Source organism: Flavobacterium xanthum, assembly GCF_900142695.1.
In the GTDB taxonomy this organism is placed as follows: Bacteria; Bacteroidota; Bacteroidia; order Flavobacteriales; family Flavobacteriaceae; genus Flavobacterium; species Flavobacterium xanthum.
Map to the genome: position 1 here is coordinate 77,678 of NZ_FRBU01000011.1, position 23,787 is coordinate 101,464.

Sequence of the window (23,787 nt, forward strand, 5' to 3'; positions counted from 1 at the left end):
ATTTTATTGAAATCTGCGTTTGTCCAAAAGGTCTCTATTTTCTATAGGATTGTCTCTATTTGCTAAGGCATTGTCAATTTTTTCAATGTAATCCAAAGAGTCGTCAATAAAGAAAACCAAATTTGGCACTTTTCTCAATTGCAAACGCACTCTTTGTGATAAGTCATGTTTTATTGTTTTAGAATTCGACTTTACTGCCTCTAAAATTTCTTTTGCTTTATCCTGAGGGAAAACACTTAAATGAACCGTCGCTACAGATAAATCTGAAGTAACAACAACCTTGGACACCGAAATTATCAAATTACTAACTCCGTTTTTTCTCACTTCACCTTGCAGAATATCCACCAAATCTTTTTGGATCACCCCACCTATTTTTTTCTGTCTATTTGTTTCCATGCTGCAAAAATACTACTTTTAAGGTTTATCCCGAAGTTTCAAGACAAATTTTAAAAGTAACCTGTAAATAGTTGTGTTTTTAGGAGCTATTTCCTGCTGTTCACTATATCTTTCCTGCCGAAAACCGGCAAGAAAGGATGTCGTTTCCATCAGGGCTAGGAGATTTAGGAAATTAGAAAGCTTATCTTAAATCAGAAATCAGAAATTTAAAATCGTTAATCAAAAATCTTAATGCAAAGACCATCCTTCTCCATATACGACGCATCGGCAGGTAGCGGAAAAACCTATGCATTAGTCAAAGAATATTTAAAAATTATTCTTGTTGCCAAGAAAAATGACGCGTATCGCAATATTCTCGCCATTACTTTCACGAACAAAGCGGTACACGAAATGAAAAGCCGCATCGTAGGCAGTCTTTCTGAATTTGCCAAAGACGAACCAAGCTCAAAAGCAGTAGATTTAATGCAGGATTTGGCAGTGGATACAGCACTTTCTGTTATTCAAATAAAAACCAAATCACAACAAATCATCAAGCATATCATTCATAATTATGCCGCTTTTGATATTTCGACTATTGATAAATTCACGCACAAAGTAATTCGCGCGTTTGCTCATGATTTAGGGTTGCCTATGACTTTTGAAGTTACTTTGGATACTGAAAATTTGTTGGTAGAAGCCGTTGATGCCATAATCGCTCAAGCCGGAGAAGATGAAACATTGACAAAGTTATTGATTGATTTCACGATGGAAAAAACCGATGATGACAAATCATGGGATATTTCACGGGAAATTCTTGATACCGGTCGTTTGGTTTTAAACGAAAATAACCGAAACGAAATTACCCATTTCCATGACAAGTCAATAGCTGATTTTGTAGCAATTAAAGCAAAATTGAACGAGGCCTGTAAAGTTTTGGAGAAAGAAAGTGTAGCCTTTGCAGAGGAAGCCCTTTTGTTAATAGAAAAAAATGGAATTGATAGTAAGTCATTTTCTGGAGCATATTTCCCAAAACATTTGATCAGCATTCAAGAAGGGAAATTCAATCCAAAAAACAAAACGTATCACGAATACGATGATATAAAAATCAATAAAACGGCAAAAGACCGAGCGATTATAGAAAACATAATTCCTGAATTACTTCAACTAGTAGCTACTATTTATAAAACTTTCGAAAAGAGAGATTTCTACAAAGCTTTCCTAAAAAACATAACGCCTTTGTCGTTGTTGAACACTGTTAGTAATGAATTGGCAAAAATCCAAAGCGAGCAAAACGTGCTATCTATTTCCGAATTTAATGCAATAATTCATAGGGAAATTCAAAACCAACCCGCTCCTTTTATATACGAGCGATTGGGAGAACGGTATCGTCACTTTTTTATAGACGAATTTCAGGATACATCCGAAATGCAATGGCAAAATTTGATTCCATTAATTGATAATGCCACATCTAGCGAAATTGATGGTGAAAAGGGGACTTTGATGATTGTTGGCGATCCAAAACAATCTATTTATAGATGGCGTGGCGGCAAAGCAGAGCAATTTATAGATCTGAGTAAAGACCAAAATCCGTTTAATAATCCGGAAAAAGTTCTCAAACATTTAGATAAAAATTACCGTTCGTATTCACAGGTAATTGAATTCAATAATGATTTTTTTAAAATGCTGTCGAATGAATTTGAGCACTTAGATTATAAAGATTTATATGCCAATCACAGTCATCAGAAGTTGAATGATAAAAAGGGCGGTTATGTAAATATTTCTTTCATTCCAAAAGTAGAAAAAACAGATGTTAATCCCGAATCTTTGGGGGAGGAAGAGGCGTTGGATAAAACAGAATTGTATGTTTTAGCGACACTAAACACCATTCAAAAAGTAATTAGGGAGGGCTTTGAATACAAAGACATTGTAATTTTGACCAGAAAACGAAGTCAAGGAATTGCGATTGCTACTTATTTGACTGAACAACAAATTCCGCTGTTGTCATCAGAAACGTTAATGATTCAAAATGCGACGGAAGTTAGATTGATTATTCATTTATTGAAATATTTGAAAAATAGTTCTGACTTGGAATCCAAAGCAAACTTTCTTCAATATTTAGCTCAAAACAGTCAGGATAAATTACCCGTTCATGATTTTATTGCCAAAGGAATGTCGTTGTTTCAAGAAACGGATTTTGAAAACTGGTTGATGAGTTTTGATGTTTCACTTTCGTTTCAAAACATTCGAAAAAAATCATTGTATGAAGCTGTAGAAACTATAGTGGCAAAGTTCCTCTCCCCAGCCCTCTCCAGAGGAAAGGGTGACGAAGCGGTTAACGGTGTGGATAAATTAGGCTACATGACAGGCGGAAATTATTCTCATCTTTTGATAGAAAAAGCAAAAGAGAAGACAAAAGAGCCAACGTCTGCTGAAAAAATTCTGTGGATGGAGCTTAAATCTAAATCATTAGAAGAGTATAAATTCAGGCAACAACATTTGATAGATGATTTTATTGTTGACTTTGTTTGTTTGTCAAAAAAATTGATTGTTGAAGTGGATGGTGATTACCATTTCTCTGATGAACAGATTGATTTAGATGAGAATAGAACCCGAACTCTAAAAATATTAGGTTATAAAGTGATTCGATTTACTAATGAGCAAGTCATAAAGAGTATTTCCGAAGTTTTAAAAGAAATAAAAAAGGAATTGGTAAGTCAAGAAGTTTTTCAAGATTCTATTTCTCCGGTTATGGCTCCTTTCCCTTCGGGGAGGGCTGGGGTGGGGAATGCCTACGTCCAATACTTCCTAGACATCGTTCTCGAGCGTGACATTCGTAACCAAGCAGGAATTTCAGATTTCTTAAATTTCTGGGATAAAAATGCAGAGAAGTTCAGTATTCCGTCTCCCGAAGGGACTAATGCCGTTCGGATTATGACGATTCATAAATCGAAAGGATTGGAATTTCCTGTGGTGATTTTTCCTTTTGCCGAGGAAGATTATAATAGAAAGCCAAAAGATAAGTTGTGGCTGAATGCTGAGGAGCAGGATTTTGGTTTGCCAAAGGTTTTAATTGACAATAGCAGTGCGGTAGAAGGGTTTGGAGAAGAAGCTGCTGGGGTTTACAATCAAAAAAAGCAGGAAGAATTGTTGGACAATATTAATGTTTTGTATGTAGCTTTAACTCGGGCTGAAGAACAACTATATGTGATTTCCAATATGAATTTATCTCGAAAAGGGGAAGTTCCTACAAACAACATGTGTACCTTTTTCATCAATTATTTGGAAAGTAAAAACGTATTCAAGGCAGATCAGATAGAATATGAATTTGGGAAAGAGACTAAACTGTCAACAAATAAAAAGCACGTTGATACTTCTAAAAGAATTCCTTTGGTTGCGGAAATTCTGAATCCAAAGAATATAAAAATTGCGCAGCGAGAAGCTTTAATGTGGGGAACGCATCAGCAGGAAGCAATTGAGTACGGAAATATAATTCATGAAATTTTATCTTTTGTAAAAACTAAAAATGATGTTGATTTGGCAATTACAAAATCTATTGAAGACGGATTAATCACTTTTGCTCAAAAAGAAATAGTTTTTAATACAATTCAGGAAATTGTAAATCACAGGGAGTTAGAGATTTGTTTTGCTGAAGGGAATGAAGTATGGAACGAGCAAACCATCATTCAAAAGCAAGGAAAAACCATCAAGCCAGATCGAATGGTTCTGACTAAAAATAATGAAGTGTTTTTACTGGACTATAAAACGGGAACGCACAATTCAAAATACCAATTGCAATTGGAAAATTACCAAAGTGCAATTGAATTAATGGGATATAAAGTGGTAAAAAAAGCACTTATTTATATCGGAAAAGAAATCGATGTAGTAAATTTGTAACCTGAAAAATGAATTATTCGCAAAAATTGAACTTTAAAAACATAAAAAATGTACGGAAAAATAAAAGAACATCTTCAAGCAGAAATACAAACCATTGAAGACAACGGAATTTTTAAAAAGGAACGAATCATTACCTCGCCTCAAGGAGCAGAAATTACTATTTCAACTGGAGAAACTGTTTTAAATTTTTGTTCCAATAATTACCTAGGATTGTCATCGCATCCGGAAGTGATTCAGGCTGCAAAAGACGCCTTGGATTCGCATGGTTTCGGTATGTCGTCGGTTCGTTTTATTTGTGGAACACAGGATATTCATAAAACATTAGAAAAGAAGATTTCTGAATTTTACGGAACAGAAGATACGATTCTTTACGCAGCAGCTTTTGACGCGAATGGCGGAGTTTTCGAACCATTATTGGGAGAGCAAGATTGCATTATTTCGGATAGTTTGAATCATGCTTCTATTATTGATGGCGTTCGATTGTGTAAAGCTGCTCGTTATCGTTATGCTAACAGTGATATGCAAGATTTAGAACAACAGTTAATTAAAGCTACAGAAGCTGGAACTCGTTTTAAATTGATTGTTACTGATGGTGTTTTTTCAATGGACGGAGTAGTAGCGCCATTGGATCAAATTTGTGATTTAGCAGATAAATATGATGCGATGGTGATGGTCGATGAATGCCATGCTGCTGGCTTTATTGGTGCTACTGGAAAAGGAACGTTGGAAGCAAGAGGTGTAATGGGACGTGTGGACATTGTTACCGGAACATTAGGAAAAGCGTTAGGTGGAGCTATGGGCGGATATACGACTGCCAAGAAAGAAATTATCGAAATATTGCGTCAAAGATCGAGACCGTATTTGTTTTCTAATTCCCTAGCTCCTGCAATTGTAGGTGCCTCCATCAAAGTATTTGAATTATTAGAAAAGGACACCACGTTACGCGATAAACTAGAGTGGAATACCAATTATTTCAAAACAGGAATGAAAAATGCGGGATTTGACATCGTTGATGGGGACTCTGCTATAGTTCCGGTGATGCTTTATGATGCAAAATTATCACAAACTATGGCTGATGAACTGTTAAAAAAAGGGATCTATGTGATTGGCTTCTTTTTTCCAGTAGTCCCTAAAGACAAGGCGAGAATTAGAGTACAACTGTCTGCAGCGCATACACAAGCTCATTTAGATAAGGCAATAAAGGCATTTATTGAGGTTGGAAAAGCCCTGAATGTTGTATAATTCCCACTTTTGACTGTGTAAGAAGGTTTTTTTTAACATTTAATTTTGTAGTTTAAAATTTACGTACTACTTTTGCGTATAATTAACTAAATTGTAATTAAAAAAATTAAGTATGAAACATCTTAACAAAATTTTAGTTGCTGTGATGATGGTGATGGGTTTAAGCTCTCACGCACAAGACAGTAACAATCCTTGGGCTATCGCTTTTGGAGTTAATGCCGTTGACACCAAAGCTGGTGCAGAGGGAGGACATAACTGGCTTGATCGTCATTTTTCTCAACCTTTTGCGGTTAAAGAAAATTGGAATATTCTTCCATCTGTATCTTATTTAAGCGTTTCTAGATACGTAGGAGATAATTTCTCTTTCGGTCTTTCTGGAACTGTGAACAAAATAGATAAATTTGTAACGTTTTCTCCTGCGACTCCAGGTCGTGATGATCGTGGATATTTAGTTACTAATCCAGGTGATTTAATGTATTATGGTGTTGATGCTACTATCAAATATAGCTTCATGAACCTAATTAAATCTAAAGTTATTGATCCGTCTTTATCTGTTGGTGGAGGTTATACTTTCTTCGGAGATAGTAGTTTTGGAACATTCAATCCTGGTGCAGGTTTGACTTTCTGGTTTTCTGAAAATGTAGGTTTGGAACTTGCTACAAGATACAAAAAAGCTTTTGGTGATAGAACGGAAGGTAATGTTGATTTTGCTACTCCAGATGCTCCTTCTCTTTTTCAACACACTGCTGGTCTTATCTTCAAATTTGGAGGAAAAGATACTGATGGTGATGGAATTTACGACAAAGATGATGCTTGTCCAGAAGTTGCTGGTTTGAAAGAATTCAACGGTTGTCCTGATACTGATGGAGATGGAATTCAAGATAGTGCTGACGAATGTCCAAATGATTTTGGTCTAGCTGCATTAAACGGTTGTCCTGATACTGACGGAGATGGTGTTGCTGATAAAAATGATGCTTGTCCTACTGTTTTTGGTTTAGCTGCATTGAACGGTTGTCCAGATGCTGACGGTGACGGAATTGCTGACAAAGATGACAAATGTCCTACTGTTGCAGGTCCTAAAGAAAATGGTGGATGTCCTTGGCCTGATACTGACGGAGACGGTGTATTAGACAAAGATGACGATTGTCCTACTGTAGCTGGTCCAGCTAGCAACAGAGGATGTCCTGAAGTAACTACTGAAGCGTTAGATAACCTTAAAATTCAAGCTAGAGCAATCTACTTTAATTCAGGTAAAGCTACTTTCAAAGTTGGTGATGTTCCAGCTAGATTAGATGCTATGGCAAATATTCTTAAAAACTACCCTAATGCTAAATTCAGTGTTGAAGGACATACTGATAGCGATGGTTCAGATGCATACAATCAAACACTTTCTGAAGATAGAGCTAACGTAGTTAGGGAAGCTTTATTAGAAAGAGGTATTAAAGGTGAAAACCTAAATGCTGTTGGTTTTGGTGAAGGAAGTCCAGTTGAAACAAATAAAACTGCTGCTGGCAAAGCTAAAAACAGAAGAACAGAAGTTATTTTACAAAAATAATTTTATTCGAAATATTTTTAGAAAACGCCTCGATTTATCGGGGCGTTTTTTTATTTTTATAGAATGACAAATACTTCTTTTTTAGATAAAATAGCTTCAGTATTAATTGAAAATTATTTAGGCAATCTTTCCAATACGATTGTAGTTTTACCAAACAAACGAGCTAAAATATTTCTAATTGAGGCGTTAAAAAATCAAGTTACCACAAATATACTTTCTCCCAAAATTATAAGTATTGAAGATTTTGTACAAAATATTGCCGGTATTCGGACCGTAGATCCTATTGAACTATTATTTGAATTCTATGAAGTCTACTTATCTATTACCGATAAAGCAAACCAACAATCCTTTGAGTTGTTTGCCAACTGGGCTAAAACACTACTACAGGACTTTAATGAAATTGACCGCTATTTATTAGATCCTTCTCACGTGCTTTCGTATCTGAAAGATATTGAAGATATCAAAAAATGGGGAATTGAAGTCGAAAATAAAACTCCTTTACTAGAAAAATATATTGATTTTTGGAAATTACTGCCCAATTACTATCAATCCCTTTATACACATTTACTGAATAAAGGAATAGGGTATCAAGGCTTGATTTATCGAGAGGCAGTTAACAACTTAGATCATTTTACGAATTCTGTTCAAGAGAAACAATTTGTATTTGCTGGTTTTAATGCATTAAATGCTGCCGAAGAAAAAATAATACAGCACCTTATTGCGGCTGACCAAGCTAAAATATATTGGGATGTAGATCAAACTTTTTTAAATGATCCCTATCACGATGCAGGATTGTTTGTTAGGCGTTTTAAAGAAAATTGGAAGCACTATAAATTGCATCCGTTTGAATGGATTGTAGATGATTTTTCGCAGATTAAAAATATTCAGGTTATTGGTACACCAAAAACTATTGGTCAAGCCAAAATAGCCGGAAGTATTATCGAGAATGTCATCAATAAAAATCCCATCGGCAAGCTGGATAAAGTGGCTGTGGTTCTGGGCGAAGAAAATCTTTTGGTGCCGCTTTTATATTCGTTACCGTCAAGCGTTGGTGCCTTGAATATTACAATGGGATACTCCAGCAAGAACAATCCAGCTCAAATTTTGATTGCCAAGTTATTCAAAATGCACACAAATGCATTATCAAGAAATGCCAAAAGTTATGTGTTGTATTACAAAGATGTGTTGGATATTTTGACGCATCCACTAGTAGAGCCGTATGCTAAAACGACTGCCCTTGTTCAGACCATCAATCAAAATAATTATACTTTTATTACGCATCAAAAATTGATGGAATTGAATGTAATTCCAAGCGAATTGTTTCTTTTATTATTCCAAAAATGGGAAAAAGGTTCGATACCAGTATTGGAAACTATTTCTAGATTATTGCAAACTATAAAAGAAAACTTAAGCAACGACAATGAAGAAGAAAAAATCACAAAAGCTTTTGTCTTTGCGATTTTCAAAGTCATCAATAAATTGATTAATTACTATTCGAAACACGAACACATCGATAAAATAGAAACGCTTTATGCCATTTACAAACAAGTAATTGATTTGGCTGAAGTTTCTTTTGAAGGAGAACCGTTGAATGGTTTGCAGATTATGGGAGTATTAGAAAGCCGTGTTTTGGATTTTGATACTGTTATTGTCACTTCGATGAATGAAGGGAAATTTCCGGCTGGGAAATCACAAAATTCCTTTATTCCGTATGATGTGAAACGCGAACTGGGTTTGCCGACATTCAAAGAAAAAGACGCTATTTATACCTACCATTTCTATCATTTATTACAACGTGCCAAAAATATTTACTTGCTTTATAATACGGAAAGTGAGGGATTAGATGCCGGTGAAAAAAGCCGATTCATAACGCAATTGGAAGTTGAAAAGCTAAAAAATCATGCCCTTACTCATGAAATTTATAATGCTGTTTTGCCCGAAACAGCGTATCAACCGATGGATATCCCTAAATCGGAAAGCGTGATGTTACGACTGAAAGAAATTACCGAAAAAGGCTTTTCTCCATCGGCATTGACGAGTTATATTCGGAATCCGATTCAATTTTATTTCCAAAAGATTTTACGCATCAGTGAAGTCGAAGAAGTCGAGGAGAATATCGCCTTGAACACCTTGGGAACCATTATTCACGAAACGTTGAAGGTTTTATACGAACCATTTATTGGTAAATTTATTTTAGAAAGTGATATTCTAAATTGTTTCAAACAAATAGACGCTGAGGTTCTAAAACAATTTAAATTAGTGTACAAAGAAGGTGAAATCAAAAAAGGTAGAAATTTATTAGCATTTGAAGTAGCCAAACGAAATGTTTCTAATTTCTTAAAAGTGGAATTAGAAAGTATTAAAAACGGCGATGCGATAAAAATTCTAGCTTTAGAACAAACTTTTGGAAGAACTTTAAATCATCCTAATTTGCCTTTTCCCGTATTGATAAAAGGAAATGTGGACAGAATTGAAGAGCGCAACGGAATCATCCGAATTATTGATTATAAAACTGGGAAAGTAGAAAAAGCAAGCGTTACTCTGAAATCTTGGAACCGATTAACGGAAGATATTAAAAGCGATAAAATCATTCAGGTGCTGGCGTATGCTTATATGTATGAAGATGAAGCGAAAGGAAAACCAATTGAAGCTGGAATTATCTCTTTTAAGAATTTAAAAGCAGGTTTTCTTCCGTTCAATTTTAAAGAAGACAAAGAGATAAATTCGATTATAAATGAAGAAATTTTAAGAAATTATCTAGAACAAATGGTACTGTTATTAAGCGAAATTTTAGATCAAAATATTCCTTTTAAAGAGAAAATAATTTAAATAAAATTCCCAATCAGAAAATTAGCCAACATCTTCGAGTTTTACAAAAGCAATTTGACGATAAACCTGTCAATAAGCAGTTTGGCATGGGTTTTTGGAGGATTTGAAACCTTCAAATACGTACTTATTATCTTTGGTTTCTTCATTAGCCTTTTGATAAAAGAAGTAAATGCTAAAAATGAATACTTGTTTTATTACAACAACGGAATCTCAAAAATACAGTTGTTTATCTACACTTTTCTAATGAATTTTGCTTTTTCGCTTGTACTGATTTTAATCATTAACTTACTACTGAAATTTGTATGACAAAGAGTGTTTTAGAAGTAGACAGTGTTCAAAAACAATATGATGGAAAAATCATAGTTTCTGATGTGTATTTAAAATGTGAAACGGGAGATATTATTGGAATTCTTGGCAGAAATGGTTCTGGGAAATCCACCCTGTTGAAAATTATCTTCGGAATTGTAAATGCTGATTTTAAGTTTGTTCGGGTTGATGGCGCAGTGAAATCAAAAACCAGCGATTTGCTAAATGAAATCAGTTATTTGCCTCAGGATAATTTTATTCCGAATTCATTTTCAATACAAAAGACAATTCAATTGGCTATTGCAAAAGAGAAATTACAGGATTTTTATGCCGACGAAATGATTCAATCGATGTTAGACAAAAAAATAAAGCATTTGTCCGGCGGAGAATTACGGTATTTGGAAATTAAATTAATACTGAATAACGCGTCGAAATTCGTTTTGCTAGATGAGCCTTATAATGGTTTATCACCAATTATGATTGAAAAGATAAATGGATTAATCACTGAAATGTCCAGTGCAAAAGGCATTATTATCACGGATCATAATTATGAAAATGTGATAAAAATTTCCACAAAACTGGCGTTGATGAAAGAGGGAAAAATGCACCACTTGAAAGACAAAAGCGAATTAGTAGAAAAAGGATATTTAAAATCAGGAATGATTTAGATACTTTTAAAAAAAGCCAATAGCACAATCAATAATTGGTCTTGGTTTTCAATATGACTCATGTGTCCGTCCGGAAAGGTTACCAGTTTCACGGTTGTGTTTTCAATTTGCTCTTTGGTTTCTTCGTAATTTAAAACAGGATCTTTTTCGCCCAATATCAACAGTTTAGGAAATGGCGTGAGGTGTAATAAGACTTCTCGATCTTGTCTTATCTTCATTCCTTCCAGTGAAGCAACGATTCCTTGAAGCGGTGTTTGTAAAGCTTCTTTTTTTACTTTTTCAATAACTGCTGCGAGTCGTTCTCTGTTGTTTTCATTGAATAAATTAGCGATAGAAAGGGAAATAAAATTGATAAAAGATTGTTTTACGGCTTTGATAGCGCGATCCCGATTTGTTTTTCGTTCTTCACTGTCGGCTCTAGCAGTCGAGTTTAATAAAACCAATCCTTTTATCGTGTCTGGATACAATTCGGCGAAAGCTAAAGCGACATAACCACCCATAGAATGCCCGACAAAAATAGCTTTTCGGATGCGCAATTCTGATAAAACAGCGTGAACAGCATCGGCGTTGTCTTCCATTGTTTGCACATAACTCAAACATTCCGTTTCGCCATGACCCAATAAATCAATGCTGATGACACGGTTTTTTTTAGCCAATTCGGGTACATAAAAATCCCACATGCCTTTATTTTCCAAGAAACCATGAAGCAAGACAATAGCGGTTCCTTTCCCGGTATCGGAATAGGAGATGTTGGTGTTTTTAAAGAGAATTTGTTTCAATTTTGTCATTTTTATGCGAATGCAAAACTAAGGTTTTAATTTTTTTTTGAAACATATAAGTCATTTAAGTTTTTTTGCTTTACGGTTTTTGGTTATTTGGAACCATATAAGACATATAAGGTCATGTAAGGGAATGCGCAAATTGCGATAATTTTTTATACATGTTTGATTTGGTTTATTCTAAATTCTCAGTATCTAGTTTGTCATTCCGACGAAGGAGGAATCTTATCAAGTTGATCACCAAACGGGATTTGTATGAAATACTTTTGCTATTAAATCATTTTTTTTAACATATAAGTCATTTAAGTTTAAGAATTTTTTGGCTGGATTTTATTGAAAAGCACGATTAATGTAATTTAACATATAAGTCATATAAGGACATATAAGTGTTAATTTGCTTGTGTGATTGTGGTTGTCAAAAAGAATTATATTAGAACAAGTATTTAATCATATAAGGTATGTAAGTCTTGATTTGCTTATATGACTTATATGTTAACAAAAAAAGCTCTCATTCCTGAGAGCCTCATATTTTAAAATCTATTATCACCGTCTATCAGTCTGCCCAATCCGCCCAATAAACTTCCTTCGTCACGACTGTTTCCGCCAGCTCTTGGTGCAGATGCGATGATTCTGTCGGCTAGTCGGCTGAAAGGTAAAGATTGTATGTAAACTGTTCCCGGACCACGAAGTGTAGCATAAAATAAACCTTCGCCACCAAAAATGGAATTCTTAATACCGCCAATAAACTCAATATCATAATCGACATCTTTGGTGAAACCTACAATGCAACCGGTATCTACTTTTAGGATTTCGCCTGCGGCTAATTCTTTTTTGGCTAATGTTCCGCCGGTATGTACAAACGCCAGACCATCGCCTTCTATTTTTTGCATGATAAAACCTTCTCCACCAAATAAGCCACGACCGAGTTTTTTAGAGAATTCAATTCCCACAGAAACGCCTTTGGCAGCGCAAAGGAAAGCATCTTTCTGGCAAATGAATTTCCCATTAAATTGCGTTAAGTCAATTGGAATTATTTTTCCGGGATACGGTGATGCAAAGGAAACTTTGCTTTTGGTATTGTTTTGATTGATAAATGCCGTCATGAAAAGACTTTCGCCAGTCAGTACTCTTTTTCCGGCGCTTAAAAGTTTGCCAAATAATCCGTTTTCCTGTCCGGAACCATCTCCAAAAATAGTTTCCATTTGGATGTTATTGTCCATCATCATAAAACTGCCCGCTTCGGCAATTACAATTTCTTGTGGGTCTAATTCTATTTCCACATACTGCATTTCCTCGCCGTAAATGTGGTAGTCTATTTCGTGTGCTTGCATGATTTTTAGTGTTTTGATTGAATAGATAAGTTGGAAATAGGTATAAAATGTTACAGCTTTTTTTAGGTTTTATAATGGATTTAACATTTTCGTTCTTCTGAAAAATATACGTTCTGTGTAGCCCTGATGGAAGTGGTATCCTCTTGTAGAGTGCAACGGAACAAGAGATATAACGGACAGCAGGAGGAAACGTTGTTTTGAAAAACAATACTTTCTGCTCCAAAAAAAAACAGCCTAGATTGCTCTAGACTGCCTGTTTTAGATAGGAAAGACGTATTATGCGTTCATTAATTCTTCGATTTCCTCGACTTCTATAGGGATGTTGCGCATCATGTTGAACGGTTCGCCGCTTTCTTGAACGATGATATTGTCCTCCAGACGGATTCCGAAACCTTCAGCAGGAATGTAAATCCCGGGCTCTACGGTGAACACCATATTGGCTTGCATTGGCTCGGTCAAAATACCGTAATCGTGCGTGTCCAATCCCATGTGGTGGGATGTTCCGTGCATGAAATATTTTTTATAAGCTGGCCATTCTGGTTTTTCGTTTTGCACATCGGCTTTGTCTATAAGACCCAAACCTAACAGTTCTGAAGTCATTAATTTCCCTACTTCGATGTGGTATTGTTTCCAAAGTGTTCCTGTAGTCAGCATTTTGGTCGCTTCGTTTTTAACATTTAAAACGGCATTGTACACTTCTTTTTGTCTTTTGGTATAGCGACCAGAAACTGGAATGGTGCGCGTCATATCACTAGAATAATTTGCATATTCAGCCGCAACGTCCAGTAAAATCAAATCACCGGCTTTACATTGTTGGTTGTTTTCGATGTAATGCAACACATTGGCATTATTTCCGGAAGCGATAATTGGCGTGTAAGCAAAACCTCTGGAACGGTTGCGAATGAATTCGTGAATCAACTCGGCCTCAATTTCGTATTCGGTCACGTTTGGTTTCACGAAAGGCAATAATCGTCTAAAACCAAGTTCGGTAATATTACAGGCTTTTTGAATTAAATCCAACTCTTCGGTTTCTTTTACAGAGCGCAGGCGTTGCAAAATAGGGTTGCTTTTGGCAACAGCATGTGCAGGATATTTGTCTTTCCACCATTTTACAAATCGGGCTTCGCGTGTTTCAGTTTCTACGGTAGCACGATAATGCTCGTTTGTATTGATGTAAATTGTTTCAGCGTGCGTCATCATTTCGAATAATACTTTCTCAAATTCCTGTAACCAATACACGGTTCTGATTCCTGTTACTTCAAAAGCACGCTCCTTAGTCAGTTTTTCACCTTCCCAAATGGCAATGTGTTCGCTAGTTTCTTTTAAGAATAACATTTCTCTTTGATGTTCATAAGGAGCATCTGGAAAAAGCAATAAAATACTTTCTTCCTGATCGACTCCGCTTAAATAAAAGATGTCGCGGTGTTGTGCAAATGGCAACGTACTATCAGCCGATACGGGATAAATATCATTAGAATTGAAAACAGCTACGCTCTTTGGCTTCATTTGAGCCATGAACTTTGCTCTGTTTTTTATAAATAAATCTCGGTCAATTTGGTGGTATTTCATTTGTGTGGTTTTTTTTTTTTAGGTTCGAAAGGCAATTAGGATCCGTTATTTTCTTAATAACCATAATTTTTTGATCTTCTTTCCCTGTTTTTATATTGATTATTCAAAAATACTAACTTTGAAAGAAACGGATGTTAATTACACTATAAAATTTTCAGATAAGTCTTTTTATGATTAATTTTCCGATTCAAATTAGTTTCCATGAAAAAATTAGTACTATTCTCTGCTCTTATTTTGCAAAGTGTCTCTTATGGGCAAGTCTCTACCGAAGCGATTCAGCAAGCATTGGTTGCCAAGAAACAAATGGAAAATCAATCTCTTTTTCAGAATGTTACTTTCGAAAATGTGGGTCCCACGGTTATGAGTGGGCGCGTGGTGGATGTGGATGTGAATCCTGAAAACCCAACCGAGTTTTACGTAGGATATGCTTCGGGTGGACTTTGGTATACGAATAATAACGGAATGAGTTTTTCACCTGTTATGGATTCGGCGCCTACGCAAAATGTGGGCGATATCGCGATAGACTGGAAACGAGGAACGATTTGGGTAGGAACTGGCGAAGTCAATTCGTCCCGATCGTCTTACGCTGGGATTGGAATTTTAAAGTCGGAAGATAAAGGAAAGACTTGGCAAAATATGGGATTGCACGACAGCCATCACATTAGTAGAATCCTGATAAATCCATCAAATCCAGATGAAGTTGTTGTGGGTGCCGTAGGACATTTGTATTCAAAAAATGAAGAGAGAGGAATTTATAAAACGACAAATGGCGGAAAAACGTGGAATAAATCCCTTTATATCGACGATGAAACCGGGATTATTGATGTGGCTGTTTCGCCAACAAACTTCAAGGTTCAATATGCGGCTTCGTGGAGTAAAGACAGGAAAGCGTGGGATTTTATTGGAAGCGGCGCCACTTCGGGAATTTATAAAAGCGAAGATGCGGGATTGACTTGGAAACTTTTCACAACTGCTGAAAGCGGATTTCCTGTTGGAGAAGGCGTTGGGAGAATTGGTTTAGCGGTGTATGACGATGAGAACGTATATGCTATTTTGGATAACCAATTCAAAAGACCGTCGGGATCCAAAAAAAGTAATTCGTTACCCATTGCGTTTTCTATGCCGGGAGACGAATTCCTGAAATTACCCAATAAAAGTTTGAATTCTATTTTAAAGAATTACGGTTTAACCGAAAAATACAGAGCCGAGAACATCAAACATTGGGTTCAAAACGGCTATTTGCAACCCAATGAAGCGGCCAAAGTAGTTTTGGATGCGATAAATAGTTTAGCCGAAACAGAAGTTATTGGAGCCGAAGTTTACAAATCAAGTAACGGAGGAAAAAACTGGACGAAAACGCACCAAGATTTTATCGATGATTTCTTTTATTCGTATGGGTATTATTTTAGTGTTATTTCAGTGGATCCAAACGATGTCAATAAAATTTATTTATCGGGTGTGCCCATTATAAAATCAAATGATGGCGGAAAAACATTCACCTCCATAAGCGAAGAGAATGTTCACGCAGATCATCACGTAGTTTGGGTGAACCCAAATAAATCTGGGCATTTAATTAATGGAAATGATGGTGGTTTGAATATTTCGTATGATGATGGAGCGCATTGGTTCAAAGGGAATTCCCATAGCGTGAGTCAGTTTTATGCGGTAAATGTAGATGAGCAAGAACCGTATAATATCTATGGTGGGATGCAGGATAATGGTGTTTGGGTTGGACCAAGTAATTACAAATATTCCTCAGAATGGTACCAAACCGGAAAATATCCGTATGAAAATTTGCTGGGTGGCGACGGAATGCAAACTCAAATCGACAAAAGAAATCCAAATATTGTTTTTACAGGATTTCAATTTGGAAATTATTACAGAATTGATCGTGCGAATAACAAGCGAGAGTACATTTCGCCAAAACCTAAAAAAGACGAAAAACCATTCCGATTCAATTGGCAAACGCCTATTCTATTGTCTTCGCACAATCAGGATATTTTATACATGGGATCTAATTTCTTGCACCGTTCGATGAATCAAGGACAAACGTGGACTGCGATTTCGCCGGATTTGACACAAGGAGTGAAAGAAGGAAATGTCGCTTTTGGAACCATCGCTGCTATTAGCGAAAGCACTTTGCAGTTTGGTTTACTTTACACAGGAAGTGATGATGGATTGATTCATGTTTCGAAAGACGGTGGTGTAACTTGGAATAAAATTTCGGGGAATTTGCCTCAAAATCGTTGGGTTTCTAGGGTCGTGGCGTCGGCACACAAGAAAGAAAGAGTGTATGCTACTTTAAACGGATATCGAAATGATGATTTCAGGAGTTATGTGTATACGTCGGATGATTTTGGACAAACTTGGAAAAATATAGCTGCTAATTTGGCTTCAAGTCCTGTGAATGTGATCGTGGAGGATCATGTAAATGAGAATGTTTTGTATCTGGGAACGGATAACGGATTGTATGTTTCGTTAAATAAAGGAACGAGTTGGGATGATTTTTCTAGTGGAATTCCAAATGTAGCCGTTCACGATCTTGTGATTCAAAAGAAAGCAAAAGATTTAGTGGTGGGAACTCATGGTCGTTCGATTTATAAAGTTAATTTGGATCAAGTGCAACAACTGAATGATAAAGTTGTAGCGGAAAATCTTCATATTTTTGAACTTAAAAAGATAAAAAAATCAAGAGAATGGGGAAATAGTTGGAGTTCTTGGGCTAAGGCTTCAGAGCCAAAAGCAGAGATTTGGTTCTATTCCAATACGGATTCAGAAGTGCTTTTGCAAATTGAAAACAGCTTGAAAGAAGTCGTTTATTCTCAGAAAGTGAAAGCTTTGAAGGGACTAAGCAAACACGTTTATGATCTTTCCATAAGTAAAGCAACTGCTGATAATTGGAAAAATAAAGACAAAAAACTTAAACTGGAAGCAGCTAAAAACGGCAACTATTATCTTCCAATTTCGGTGAATAAAATCAGTATTCAAAAAGGGAAAGAAAAAGTGACAACAGATCTTGAGATTATTGAATCAAAATAAATACTATTATCTTAAAAAGCAAAAAAGCACGATTTCATTTGAGATCGTGCTTTTTTTATAATAATTTTGGCATTAGAACTGCGCCGCTTCTGTAGAATCTTTCATTGCAGTTGTAGATGATTTTCCAATTGTCACGGTATTTTGTACCGCATCAAAATAAGAAGTTCCTACGAAACCTTGGTGTTTTACCGCTTTGAATCCGTGTTGTTGCAACGCAAATTCTCTTTCTTGTAATTCAGAATATCCGGCCATTCCTCTTTCTTTGTAGGCTTTAGACAATTCGAACATACTAGTATTTAATGCGTGGAATCCTGCCAATGTGATGAATTGGAATTTGTATCCCATTGCGGCAAGATCTTCGCGGAATGTTTCCATTTCAGCAACTGATAATTTTGCAGCCCAGTTAAAAGAAGGCGAACAATTGTATGCCAACATTTTTCCTGGAAATTTAGCATGAATTCCTTCAGCAAATTGTCTTGCGTAATCCAGATCCGGATTGCTAGTTTCCATCCAGATTAAATCAGCATATGGCGCGTAACTCAATCCTCTGTCAATACCTTGCTCTACACCACAATTTACATAGAAAAAGCCTTCTCCAGTTTTCTCTCCCGTGATGAATTTAGCATCTCTTGGGTCAATATCGCTGGTCAATAAGTTAGCTGCATCCGCATCTGTGCGAGCAACCACAATGGTTGGTGTTCCCATAACGTCAGCTGCTAAACGAGCCGCAATTAGTTTGTTGATGGCTTCTTGTGTTGGAACCAATACTTTCCCACCTAAATGTCCGCACTTTTTAGCAGAACTCAATTGATCTTCAAAATGAACTCCTGCAGCTCCTGCTTCAATCATGGATTTCATCAATTCAAAAGCATTAAGATTTCCTCCAAAACCAGCCTCTGCATCAGCAACAATAGGTACTAGGTAGTCTTTTTTGTCAGCAGTTCCGTTTACTACTTGTATTTGATCTGCTCTCAAAAGGGCATTGTTGATTCTTTTTACTACCAATGGAACACTGTTCGCAGGGTATAAAGATTGGTCAGGATACATTTCGCCTGCAACATTTGCATCAGCAGCAACCTGCCATCCGCTCAAATAAATCGCGTCTAAACCTGCTTCCACTTCTTGAATGGCTTGATTTCCGGTTAGTGCGCCAAGTCCGGCTACAAAATCCTGAGAATTTAGTTTGCTCCACAATGTATTGGCTCCAAATCTGGCGATACTGTGCTCAATTTGATACGATCCTTGCAATTTCACCACTTCTTCAGCAGTATAAGGGCGCTCAATACCATCCCATCTAGAGTTTGTAAGCCAGTCGGTAACTAATTCTTGAATTCTTGTTTCTGTAGTTTTCATCTTTTTTTTTTTAGTTGCTTGTTTATAGGTTTTGTATTTGGTATTCTAAATGTATTTGTATCCAGGAAGAGTCAAAAATTCGATAAAATTATCGTTTACGACTAGAATGTCTAATAATTGTTCCGCCAGTCTGTATTTTTGTTTTTCATGATTGTCATCTCCAACGAGCTTTCTGATTTTTTCAAATTCTTCCATTGCTAAACGATGATAGTAATTTGTATTTAATACTTTTTTATTGTCCAAAACCACTTCGTTTTGCAGCCATTGCCACAATTGTGATCTTGAAATTTCAGCAGTCGCGGCATCTTCCATTAAATTGTGTAAGGCGGCAGCGCCTTGTCCGTTGAGCCATGAAGCGATATATAAAACGGAAATACTGATGTTTTTCCGAACCCCTTCTTCAGTAATGGTTCCTTTTGGAGTTTCCAATAAATCACTTTCGGTAACGTGTACGTCTTCTCTTTTAACAGCAATTTGATTTTTTTCTGGCATGTATTGGTCGAATACCGTCATGGCAAGTGAAACTAAATCAGGATGTGCAACCCAAGTACCATCATGACCATTTTTAACTTCGCGTTCCTTGTCGGCAATTACTTTGTCGAAGGCTGTTTTGTTGGCTTCTTCGTTATTTTTAATCGGAATTTGTGCGGCCATTCCGCCAATTGCATGAATATTTCGTTTGTGGCATCTTTGAATTACTAATTGGGAATAGGCACTCATAAACGGTGCAGTCATGGTTACCTGATCTCTGTTTGGAACTATAAAATTTGGATTATTTCTAAGTTTTTTGATGTAAGAGAAAATGTAATCCCATCTTCCGCAGTTAAGGCCTACAATATGCTCTTTCAGTTCAAAAATGATTTCGTCCAATTGAAAACTTGCAGTTATCGTTTCGATTAGAACCGTTGCTTTGAATGTTCCGTTTTTTACACCTAAATACTCTTGTGTGAATTCAAAAACTTCATTCCACCATCTAGCCTCTAGGTAATGTTCTAGTTTTGGAATATAAAAATAGGGTGCTGTTTCATCTTCAATTAGCTTTTTATGATTGTGAAAAGCATACAAGCCGAAGTCAATTAACGAACCTGAAGTTGTTTCTCCATTTGCTAAAAGATGTTTTTCTGGTAGATGCAATCCTCTTGGGCGAACAAGTAATACGGCGGTTTTGTTGTTGAGGCTGTATTTTTTATTTTTTACTGTGTCCTCTAATGTGATGGTTTTGTTTACAGCATCTTTAAGATTCTGTTGGCCGGTCATTAAGTTGCTCCAAGTTGGTGATGTGCTGTCTTCAAAATCAGCCATGAACGTTTTTGCTCCTGAATTTAATGCGTTGATGACCATTTTTCGATCTACAGGACCTGTGATTTCTACTCTTCGGTCTAATAAATCTTCAGGTGTTTTAGCGGCTTCCCAATTACTTTCTCGAATGCTTTTTGTTTCAAGTGGAAAAGTGGGTACTGCACCTGCATCGAATAATGCTTGTTGCTTCTTTCTTTCCTCTAAAAGCGCTAGTCTTTTTTCGTTAAAATTCTCATGAAGTAAAGACAAAAAAGTCATTGCTTCGTCAGTTAAGATCTCTGGGAAACGTTCCGTGGTTTCTTCTGAAAAATTTAACAAATTTTCCAAATATACTTCTTTAAATTTCATTTTATGGCTTATTTAATTTAACACTAATTGACTTTTGATAAGAATATATAATTATTCAACACTGCAATACTACAAAAAGTTTTTTATAAAACAAGCGAACGTACGCTAAAAGTTGAAAATAATTTTTTTGACGCAAATATTTTTTAATGTATCTTTGAAATATGAACATAGAAAAGGATTACATCAAGCTGATTTTTGGCCTAAAACTCAAGCAGGCCCGAACGAATAAGAATTTATCTTTATTTGGCTTAGCCAAAATTACAGACCTTTCAAAATCATATTTAAATGAAATTGAAAAAGGGAAGAAGTATCCTAAAACAGATAAAATCATTCTTTTGGCTGAAAAATTAGAAGTTTCGTATGATAATATGGTGTCTTTAAAACTGGATAATAATCTAGCACCTATTGGAGAAATTCTAAAATCTGGCATTTTGAAAGAAATTCCATTGGAAATTTTCGGAATTCAGGAAAACGATCTGATTGATATTATTGCTAATGCTCCTGCAAAAGTCAACGCTTTTATAAGTACGATTATTGAGATTGCGCAACATTATAATTTGACCCGAGAAAGTTTCTTTTTGGCTTCTTTACGTTCGTATCAAGAGGCGCACAATAACTACTTTGAAGATTTAGAGCAAAAGGTGTTGGAGTTCTCTAAAGCTTTTTATGTAAATATTGATACTAAAATTTCTATTGAGGAGCTCACGGCAATATTGATTGAGGAATATGGATACACAATCCAAGAGCTTATTTTTTCTGAACAAGAGCAGTTAGGGGACTTACGATCGATATTTGTGCCAAAAAGTAAGACGTTATTACTTTCACTAGATATTGATGAACCTCAAAAAGCCTTTATTCTAGCCAAAGAAATTGCCTATAATTATTTAGAAATTACAGAGCGGTTGTATACCTTCAGTTGGATTAAATTTGATAATTTTGATCAGGTTTTAAATAATTTTTATGCCTCTTATTTTGCAGGGGCCTTACTTATACCTAGACAAAAATTGATAGACGAACTGAATTTATTTTTGTCAAAAACAGATCCAAAACCTCAGGAAATGATTGCCTTGATGAGCGGATTTAATGTTTCGCCGGAATCTTTTTACCAAAGATTAACCAATATTTTACCAAAAGATTTTCAATTAAAAAATCTCTTTTTTCTTCGATTGTCTCATAAAATTGGAGCTGATACATACCAGATAAAAAAGGAATTGCACATCACGAATCAGCAGGAACCGCATGCGAATGAAATGAATGAGCATTACTGCCGAAGATGGGTTTCTATACGCACGATCGAGGAATCTTTGAAGCAAAAGAAAAGCCACTTCTTTGACGCTCAAATATCCAGTTATGAAAACAGTAAAAATGAATACTTGGTTTTTTCATCAGCAACACCAGATCCGTTCAAGGTAGATTGTATTCGCAGTATTTCTGTTGGAATTTTGATCACGCCAGCGGTTAAAAAGAAATTTAAATTTATGGAGAGTAATTCCATCAAGAAACAAGTGGTTGGAGTAACTTGTGAAACCTGTGCAGTTAAAAATTGTTTGGAAAGAGCTTCTCCACCAATTCAATTGGAGCAGAAAACACGCAATGAAAATACAGATTTGATTGTGCAGCAGTATATGGCGAAGTTTAGTTAGTTGGATGTTGTGTTAAAATAAGAAAGCGACGAAAAATTCCTAGTAGAATTTTCGTCGCTTTCTTATTTTAGGGTTTGATTATTCAGCCCACTTGTAATAACGTGCTCCTAATAAATTCGGATTCTCAGTTTCAATGCGATCCAGGGTCCATTCGTTTTTCGGAACTCGGACACTAGTTTTTTGTTCCTTTTTATGCAGCTTTTCGTAGGTCTCAAAATCAATCTCGAAGCTTTTTTCTAGGGTTTCAAAGAGGTGTACGCTTATCATGGCTGATTTCCAATTGGGTTGAATGGTTCCTTCAAATACTTTCGATTTAGACCCGCTTCCGTAGGCTAAAAAACCAAATGTAGTTCCAGAAATTTCTTTTTTTGTGTCGTAATAATGAGCTAAAGTGGACAATAAACCCATAAAAATAGAACCGGTATAAAGATTTCCTATCAGTGATGAAGCAATTTCAGCAGGCATTAATTTTTCGGCAACAAATACTTTGTAGGCTTCAGATTTGCTGACATCTTTCAGTATGTTTTGGTATTCCACAGCATCTTCTGTTCCTGTGATAGTCGTTTTGGAGGCATCCAAAGCATAAATTTCAGATAACATTCGTCGTCCTTGAAAAGCATAAGGAAGGTGCATGACAATACTTTGCCAAGAATCATAGATCGTCTCAGAGGTGTTTTTTAATTTCTTAAAGGAGAAATACGCATCTCGAGTCCTATCCATATAACATTGATTCGAATATTGGCCGTCAAAAACGGGTTGGTCTTTGTGGATTTCAATTTCACTTTCTAAATTTTCAAACCAAGGTTCGTTGGTTGCATTTCCAGTTATGGCAGTTTTAGAAATGGAACGATACGGTTTAAAAAAATCAAAAACGCCTTTGGTGCTGGTTGCCCAATGGTTCTCGAAAGCAATAATTCTCGGGTTTGCAGTAATCAACATGGCTAATGCGCCTGCTCCTTGTGTGTATTCTCCGGTAGAGTTTAAATCGTATTTAGCAAAATCAGTTGCAACCACAATTGCTTTTTTAGTTGGGTTTAAGTGTATGAAATCAATACAGTTTTGCATCGCATCTACCGCGCCGATGCAGGCAAAAGTAAAATCTACCACATCGCATTCGGATAACGTGTTTTCTCCAAAATTTTGTTCCATCAAAGTGACTAAAAAAGAGCTTAGTGGTTTTGAGCCGTCAATAGCACTTTCGGTACCTATATAAATTCGAGCTATTTCTGTAAGATCAATTGCATGGTCCGTAATTAATTTTGTCAAGGCATTAGCACCAAAAACGACTGAATCTTGATGGGTATCCGGGAGGGTCATTTTGAGCAGTCCCAGTCCTTTTTCTAATTTTTCTGGATCAATATTTCTGGCTTTTGCCAAAGTTTTAATTGGTAAATGTATTTTTGCAACATCAAAAGTGATAGCGTCAATTCCTATTTTCATTCTTTAAATTTTAAAAGACAAAGTTAAAAGTATGGCTAGCTACAGCAAGTGATTTGGAGTCGTAAAATGGGAAGTTTTGATCTTTTTGTTGAATTGGAAATTTAGCACGATAAAAAT

At 35.9% G+C, this 23,787-nt stretch carries 14 protein-coding genes; 7 read left to right on the plus strand and 7 right to left on the minus strand.

The window, feature by feature from the left end:
- Positions 1-3: 3 nt before the first annotated feature.
- Positions 4-396: a 30S ribosome-binding factor RbfA gene (rbfA, locus tag BUC11_RS06660; RefSeq protein WP_073352883.1), complete on the minus strand. Its 393-nt coding sequence runs from the start codon at positions 394-396 to the stop codon at positions 4-6.
- 231 nt (positions 397-627) lie between these two features.
- On the opposite strand from rbfA, the gene BUC11_RS06665 reads away from it, so the two are divergent.
- The 5 genes from BUC11_RS06665 to BUC11_RS06690 all read left to right on the plus strand — a co-directional run bounded on the left by BUC11_RS06665 (position 628) and on the right by BUC11_RS06690 (position 10,869).
- Positions 628-4,269, plus strand: coding sequence for a UvrD-helicase domain-containing protein (locus BUC11_RS06665; protein ID WP_073352884.1), 3,642 nt, complete (start codon positions 628-630; stop codon positions 4,267-4,269).
- Between the two features lie 48 nt (positions 4,270-4,317).
- The gene (gene kbl, locus BUC11_RS06670) at positions 4,318-5,511 is read left to right on the plus strand and encodes a glycine C-acetyltransferase (RefSeq protein ID WP_073352885.1); all 1,194 of its coding nucleotides are present in this window, start codon (positions 4,318-4,320) and stop codon (positions 5,509-5,511) included.
- A 112-nt stretch (positions 5,512-5,623) separates the two neighbouring features.
- Entirely contained in the window at positions 5,624-7,066 is a 1,443-nt protein-coding gene (locus BUC11_RS06675; protein WP_073352886.1) for an OmpA family protein, read from the plus strand.
- Positions 7,067-7,129: 63 nt separating this feature from the next.
- Entirely contained in the window at positions 7,130-9,895 is a 2,766-nt protein-coding gene (locus BUC11_RS06680; RefSeq protein WP_073352887.1) for a PD-(D/E)XK nuclease family protein, read from the plus strand.
- Between the two features lie 302 nt (positions 9,896-10,197).
- Positions 10,198-10,869 (plus strand): ATP-binding cassette domain-containing protein, encoded by a 672-nt coding sequence (locus tag BUC11_RS06690; RefSeq protein WP_073352889.1) that lies wholly within the window; start codon positions 10,198-10,200, stop codon positions 10,867-10,869.
- Here the strand turns inward: BUC11_RS06690 and BUC11_RS06695 are convergent.
- The 3 genes from BUC11_RS06695 to BUC11_RS06705 all read right to left on the minus strand — a co-directional run bounded on the left by BUC11_RS06695 (position 10,866) and on the right by BUC11_RS06705 (position 14,548).
- Complete coding sequence (locus BUC11_RS06695; RefSeq protein ID WP_073352907.1) at positions 10,866-11,648, minus strand: alpha/beta fold hydrolase; 783 nt, start codon at positions 11,646-11,648, stop codon at positions 10,866-10,868. The genes BUC11_RS06690 and BUC11_RS06695 overlap by 4 nt on opposite strands.
- Before the next feature lie 530 nt (positions 11,649-12,178).
- Positions 12,179-12,979, minus strand: a complete 801-nt coding sequence (locus BUC11_RS06700) for a TIGR00266 family protein (RefSeq protein ID WP_073352890.1) — start codon at positions 12,977-12,979, stop codon at positions 12,179-12,181.
- Between the two features lie 276 nt (positions 12,980-13,255).
- Entirely contained in the window at positions 13,256-14,548 is a 1,293-nt protein-coding gene (locus BUC11_RS06705; protein WP_073352891.1) for an aminopeptidase P family protein, read from the minus strand.
- A gap of 201 nt (positions 14,549-14,749) precedes the next feature.
- Between BUC11_RS06705 and BUC11_RS06710 the strand changes: the two genes are divergently transcribed.
- Positions 14,750-17,587 (plus strand): WD40/YVTN/BNR-like repeat-containing protein, encoded by a 2,838-nt coding sequence (locus BUC11_RS06710; RefSeq protein WP_073352892.1) that lies wholly within the window; start codon positions 14,750-14,752, stop codon positions 17,585-17,587.
- A gap of 72 nt (positions 17,588-17,659) precedes the next feature.
- Here the strand turns inward: BUC11_RS06710 and aceA are convergent, their stop codons facing one another.
- Both aceA and aceB read right to left on the minus strand, forming a co-directional pair.
- Positions 17,660-18,940 carry an isocitrate lyase gene (aceA, locus tag BUC11_RS06715; protein WP_073352893.1) on the minus strand — a complete coding sequence of 427 codons (1,281 nt, stop codon included), beginning with the start codon at positions 18,938-18,940 and terminating at the stop codon, positions 17,660-17,662.
- 45 nt (positions 18,941-18,985) lie between these two features.
- Positions 18,986-20,587, minus strand: coding sequence for a malate synthase A (gene aceB / locus BUC11_RS06720; protein WP_073352894.1), 1,602 nt, complete (start codon positions 20,585-20,587; stop codon positions 18,986-18,988).
- A gap of 161 nt (positions 20,588-20,748) precedes the next feature.
- Here aceB and BUC11_RS06725 point away from each other — a divergent pair, with 161 nt between their 5' ends.
- Positions 20,749-22,230 carry a helix-turn-helix domain-containing protein gene (locus BUC11_RS06725; RefSeq protein WP_073352895.1) on the plus strand — a complete coding sequence of 494 codons (1,482 nt, stop codon included), beginning with the start codon at positions 20,749-20,751 and terminating at the stop codon, positions 22,228-22,230.
- 78 nt (positions 22,231-22,308) lie between these two features.
- On the opposite strand, the gene BUC11_RS06730 is transcribed toward BUC11_RS06725, so the two are convergent.
- The gene (locus BUC11_RS06730; RefSeq protein ID WP_073352896.1) at positions 22,309-23,670 is read right to left on the minus strand and encodes a hydroxymethylglutaryl-CoA synthase family protein; all 1,362 of its coding nucleotides are present in this window, start codon (positions 23,668-23,670) and stop codon (positions 22,309-22,311) included.
- Positions 23,671-23,787: the final 117 nt, after the last annotated feature.

Excerpts from the sequence above, each read along its gene's own strand:
- rbfA (WP_073352883.1), bottom strand. The coding sequence starts at position 396 with ATGGAAACAAATAGACAGAAAAAAATAGGTGGGGTGATCCAAAAAGAT.
- BUC11_RS06665 (WP_073352884.1), top strand. The coding sequence starts at position 628 with ATGCAAAGACCATCCTTCTCCATATACGACGCATCGGCAGGTAGCGGA.
- kbl (WP_073352885.1), top strand. The coding sequence starts at position 4,318 with ATGTACGGAAAAATAAAAGAACATCTTCAAGCAGAAATACAAACCATT.
- BUC11_RS06675 (WP_073352886.1), top strand. The coding sequence starts at position 5,624 with ATGAAACATCTTAACAAAATTTTAGTTGCTGTGATGATGGTGATGGGT.
- BUC11_RS06680 (WP_073352887.1), top strand. The coding sequence starts at position 7,130 with ATGACAAATACTTCTTTTTTAGATAAAATAGCTTCAGTATTAATTGAA.
- BUC11_RS06690 (WP_073352889.1), top strand. The coding sequence starts at position 10,198 with ATGACAAAGAGTGTTTTAGAAGTAGACAGTGTTCAAAAACAATATGAT.
- BUC11_RS06700 (WP_073352890.1), bottom strand. The coding sequence starts at position 12,979 with ATGCAAGCACACGAAATAGACTACCACATTTACGGCGAGGAAATGCAG.
- BUC11_RS06705 (WP_073352891.1), bottom strand. The coding sequence starts at position 14,548 with ATGAAATACCACCAAATTGACCGAGATTTATTTATAAAAAACAGAGCA.
- BUC11_RS06710 (WP_073352892.1), top strand. The coding sequence starts at position 14,750 with ATGAAAAAATTAGTACTATTCTCTGCTCTTATTTTGCAAAGTGTCTCT.
- aceA (WP_073352893.1), bottom strand. The coding sequence starts at position 18,940 with ATGAAAACTACAGAAACAAGAATTCAAGAATTAGTTACCGACTGGCTT.
- aceB (WP_073352894.1), bottom strand. The coding sequence starts at position 20,587 with ATGAAATTTAAAGAAGTATATTTGGAAAATTTGTTAAATTTTTCAGAA.
- BUC11_RS06725 (WP_073352895.1), top strand. The coding sequence starts at position 20,749 with ATGAACATAGAAAAGGATTACATCAAGCTGATTTTTGGCCTAAAACTC.
- BUC11_RS06730 (WP_073352896.1), bottom strand. The coding sequence starts at position 23,670 with ATGAAAATAGGAATTGACGCTATCACTTTTGATGTTGCAAAAATACAT.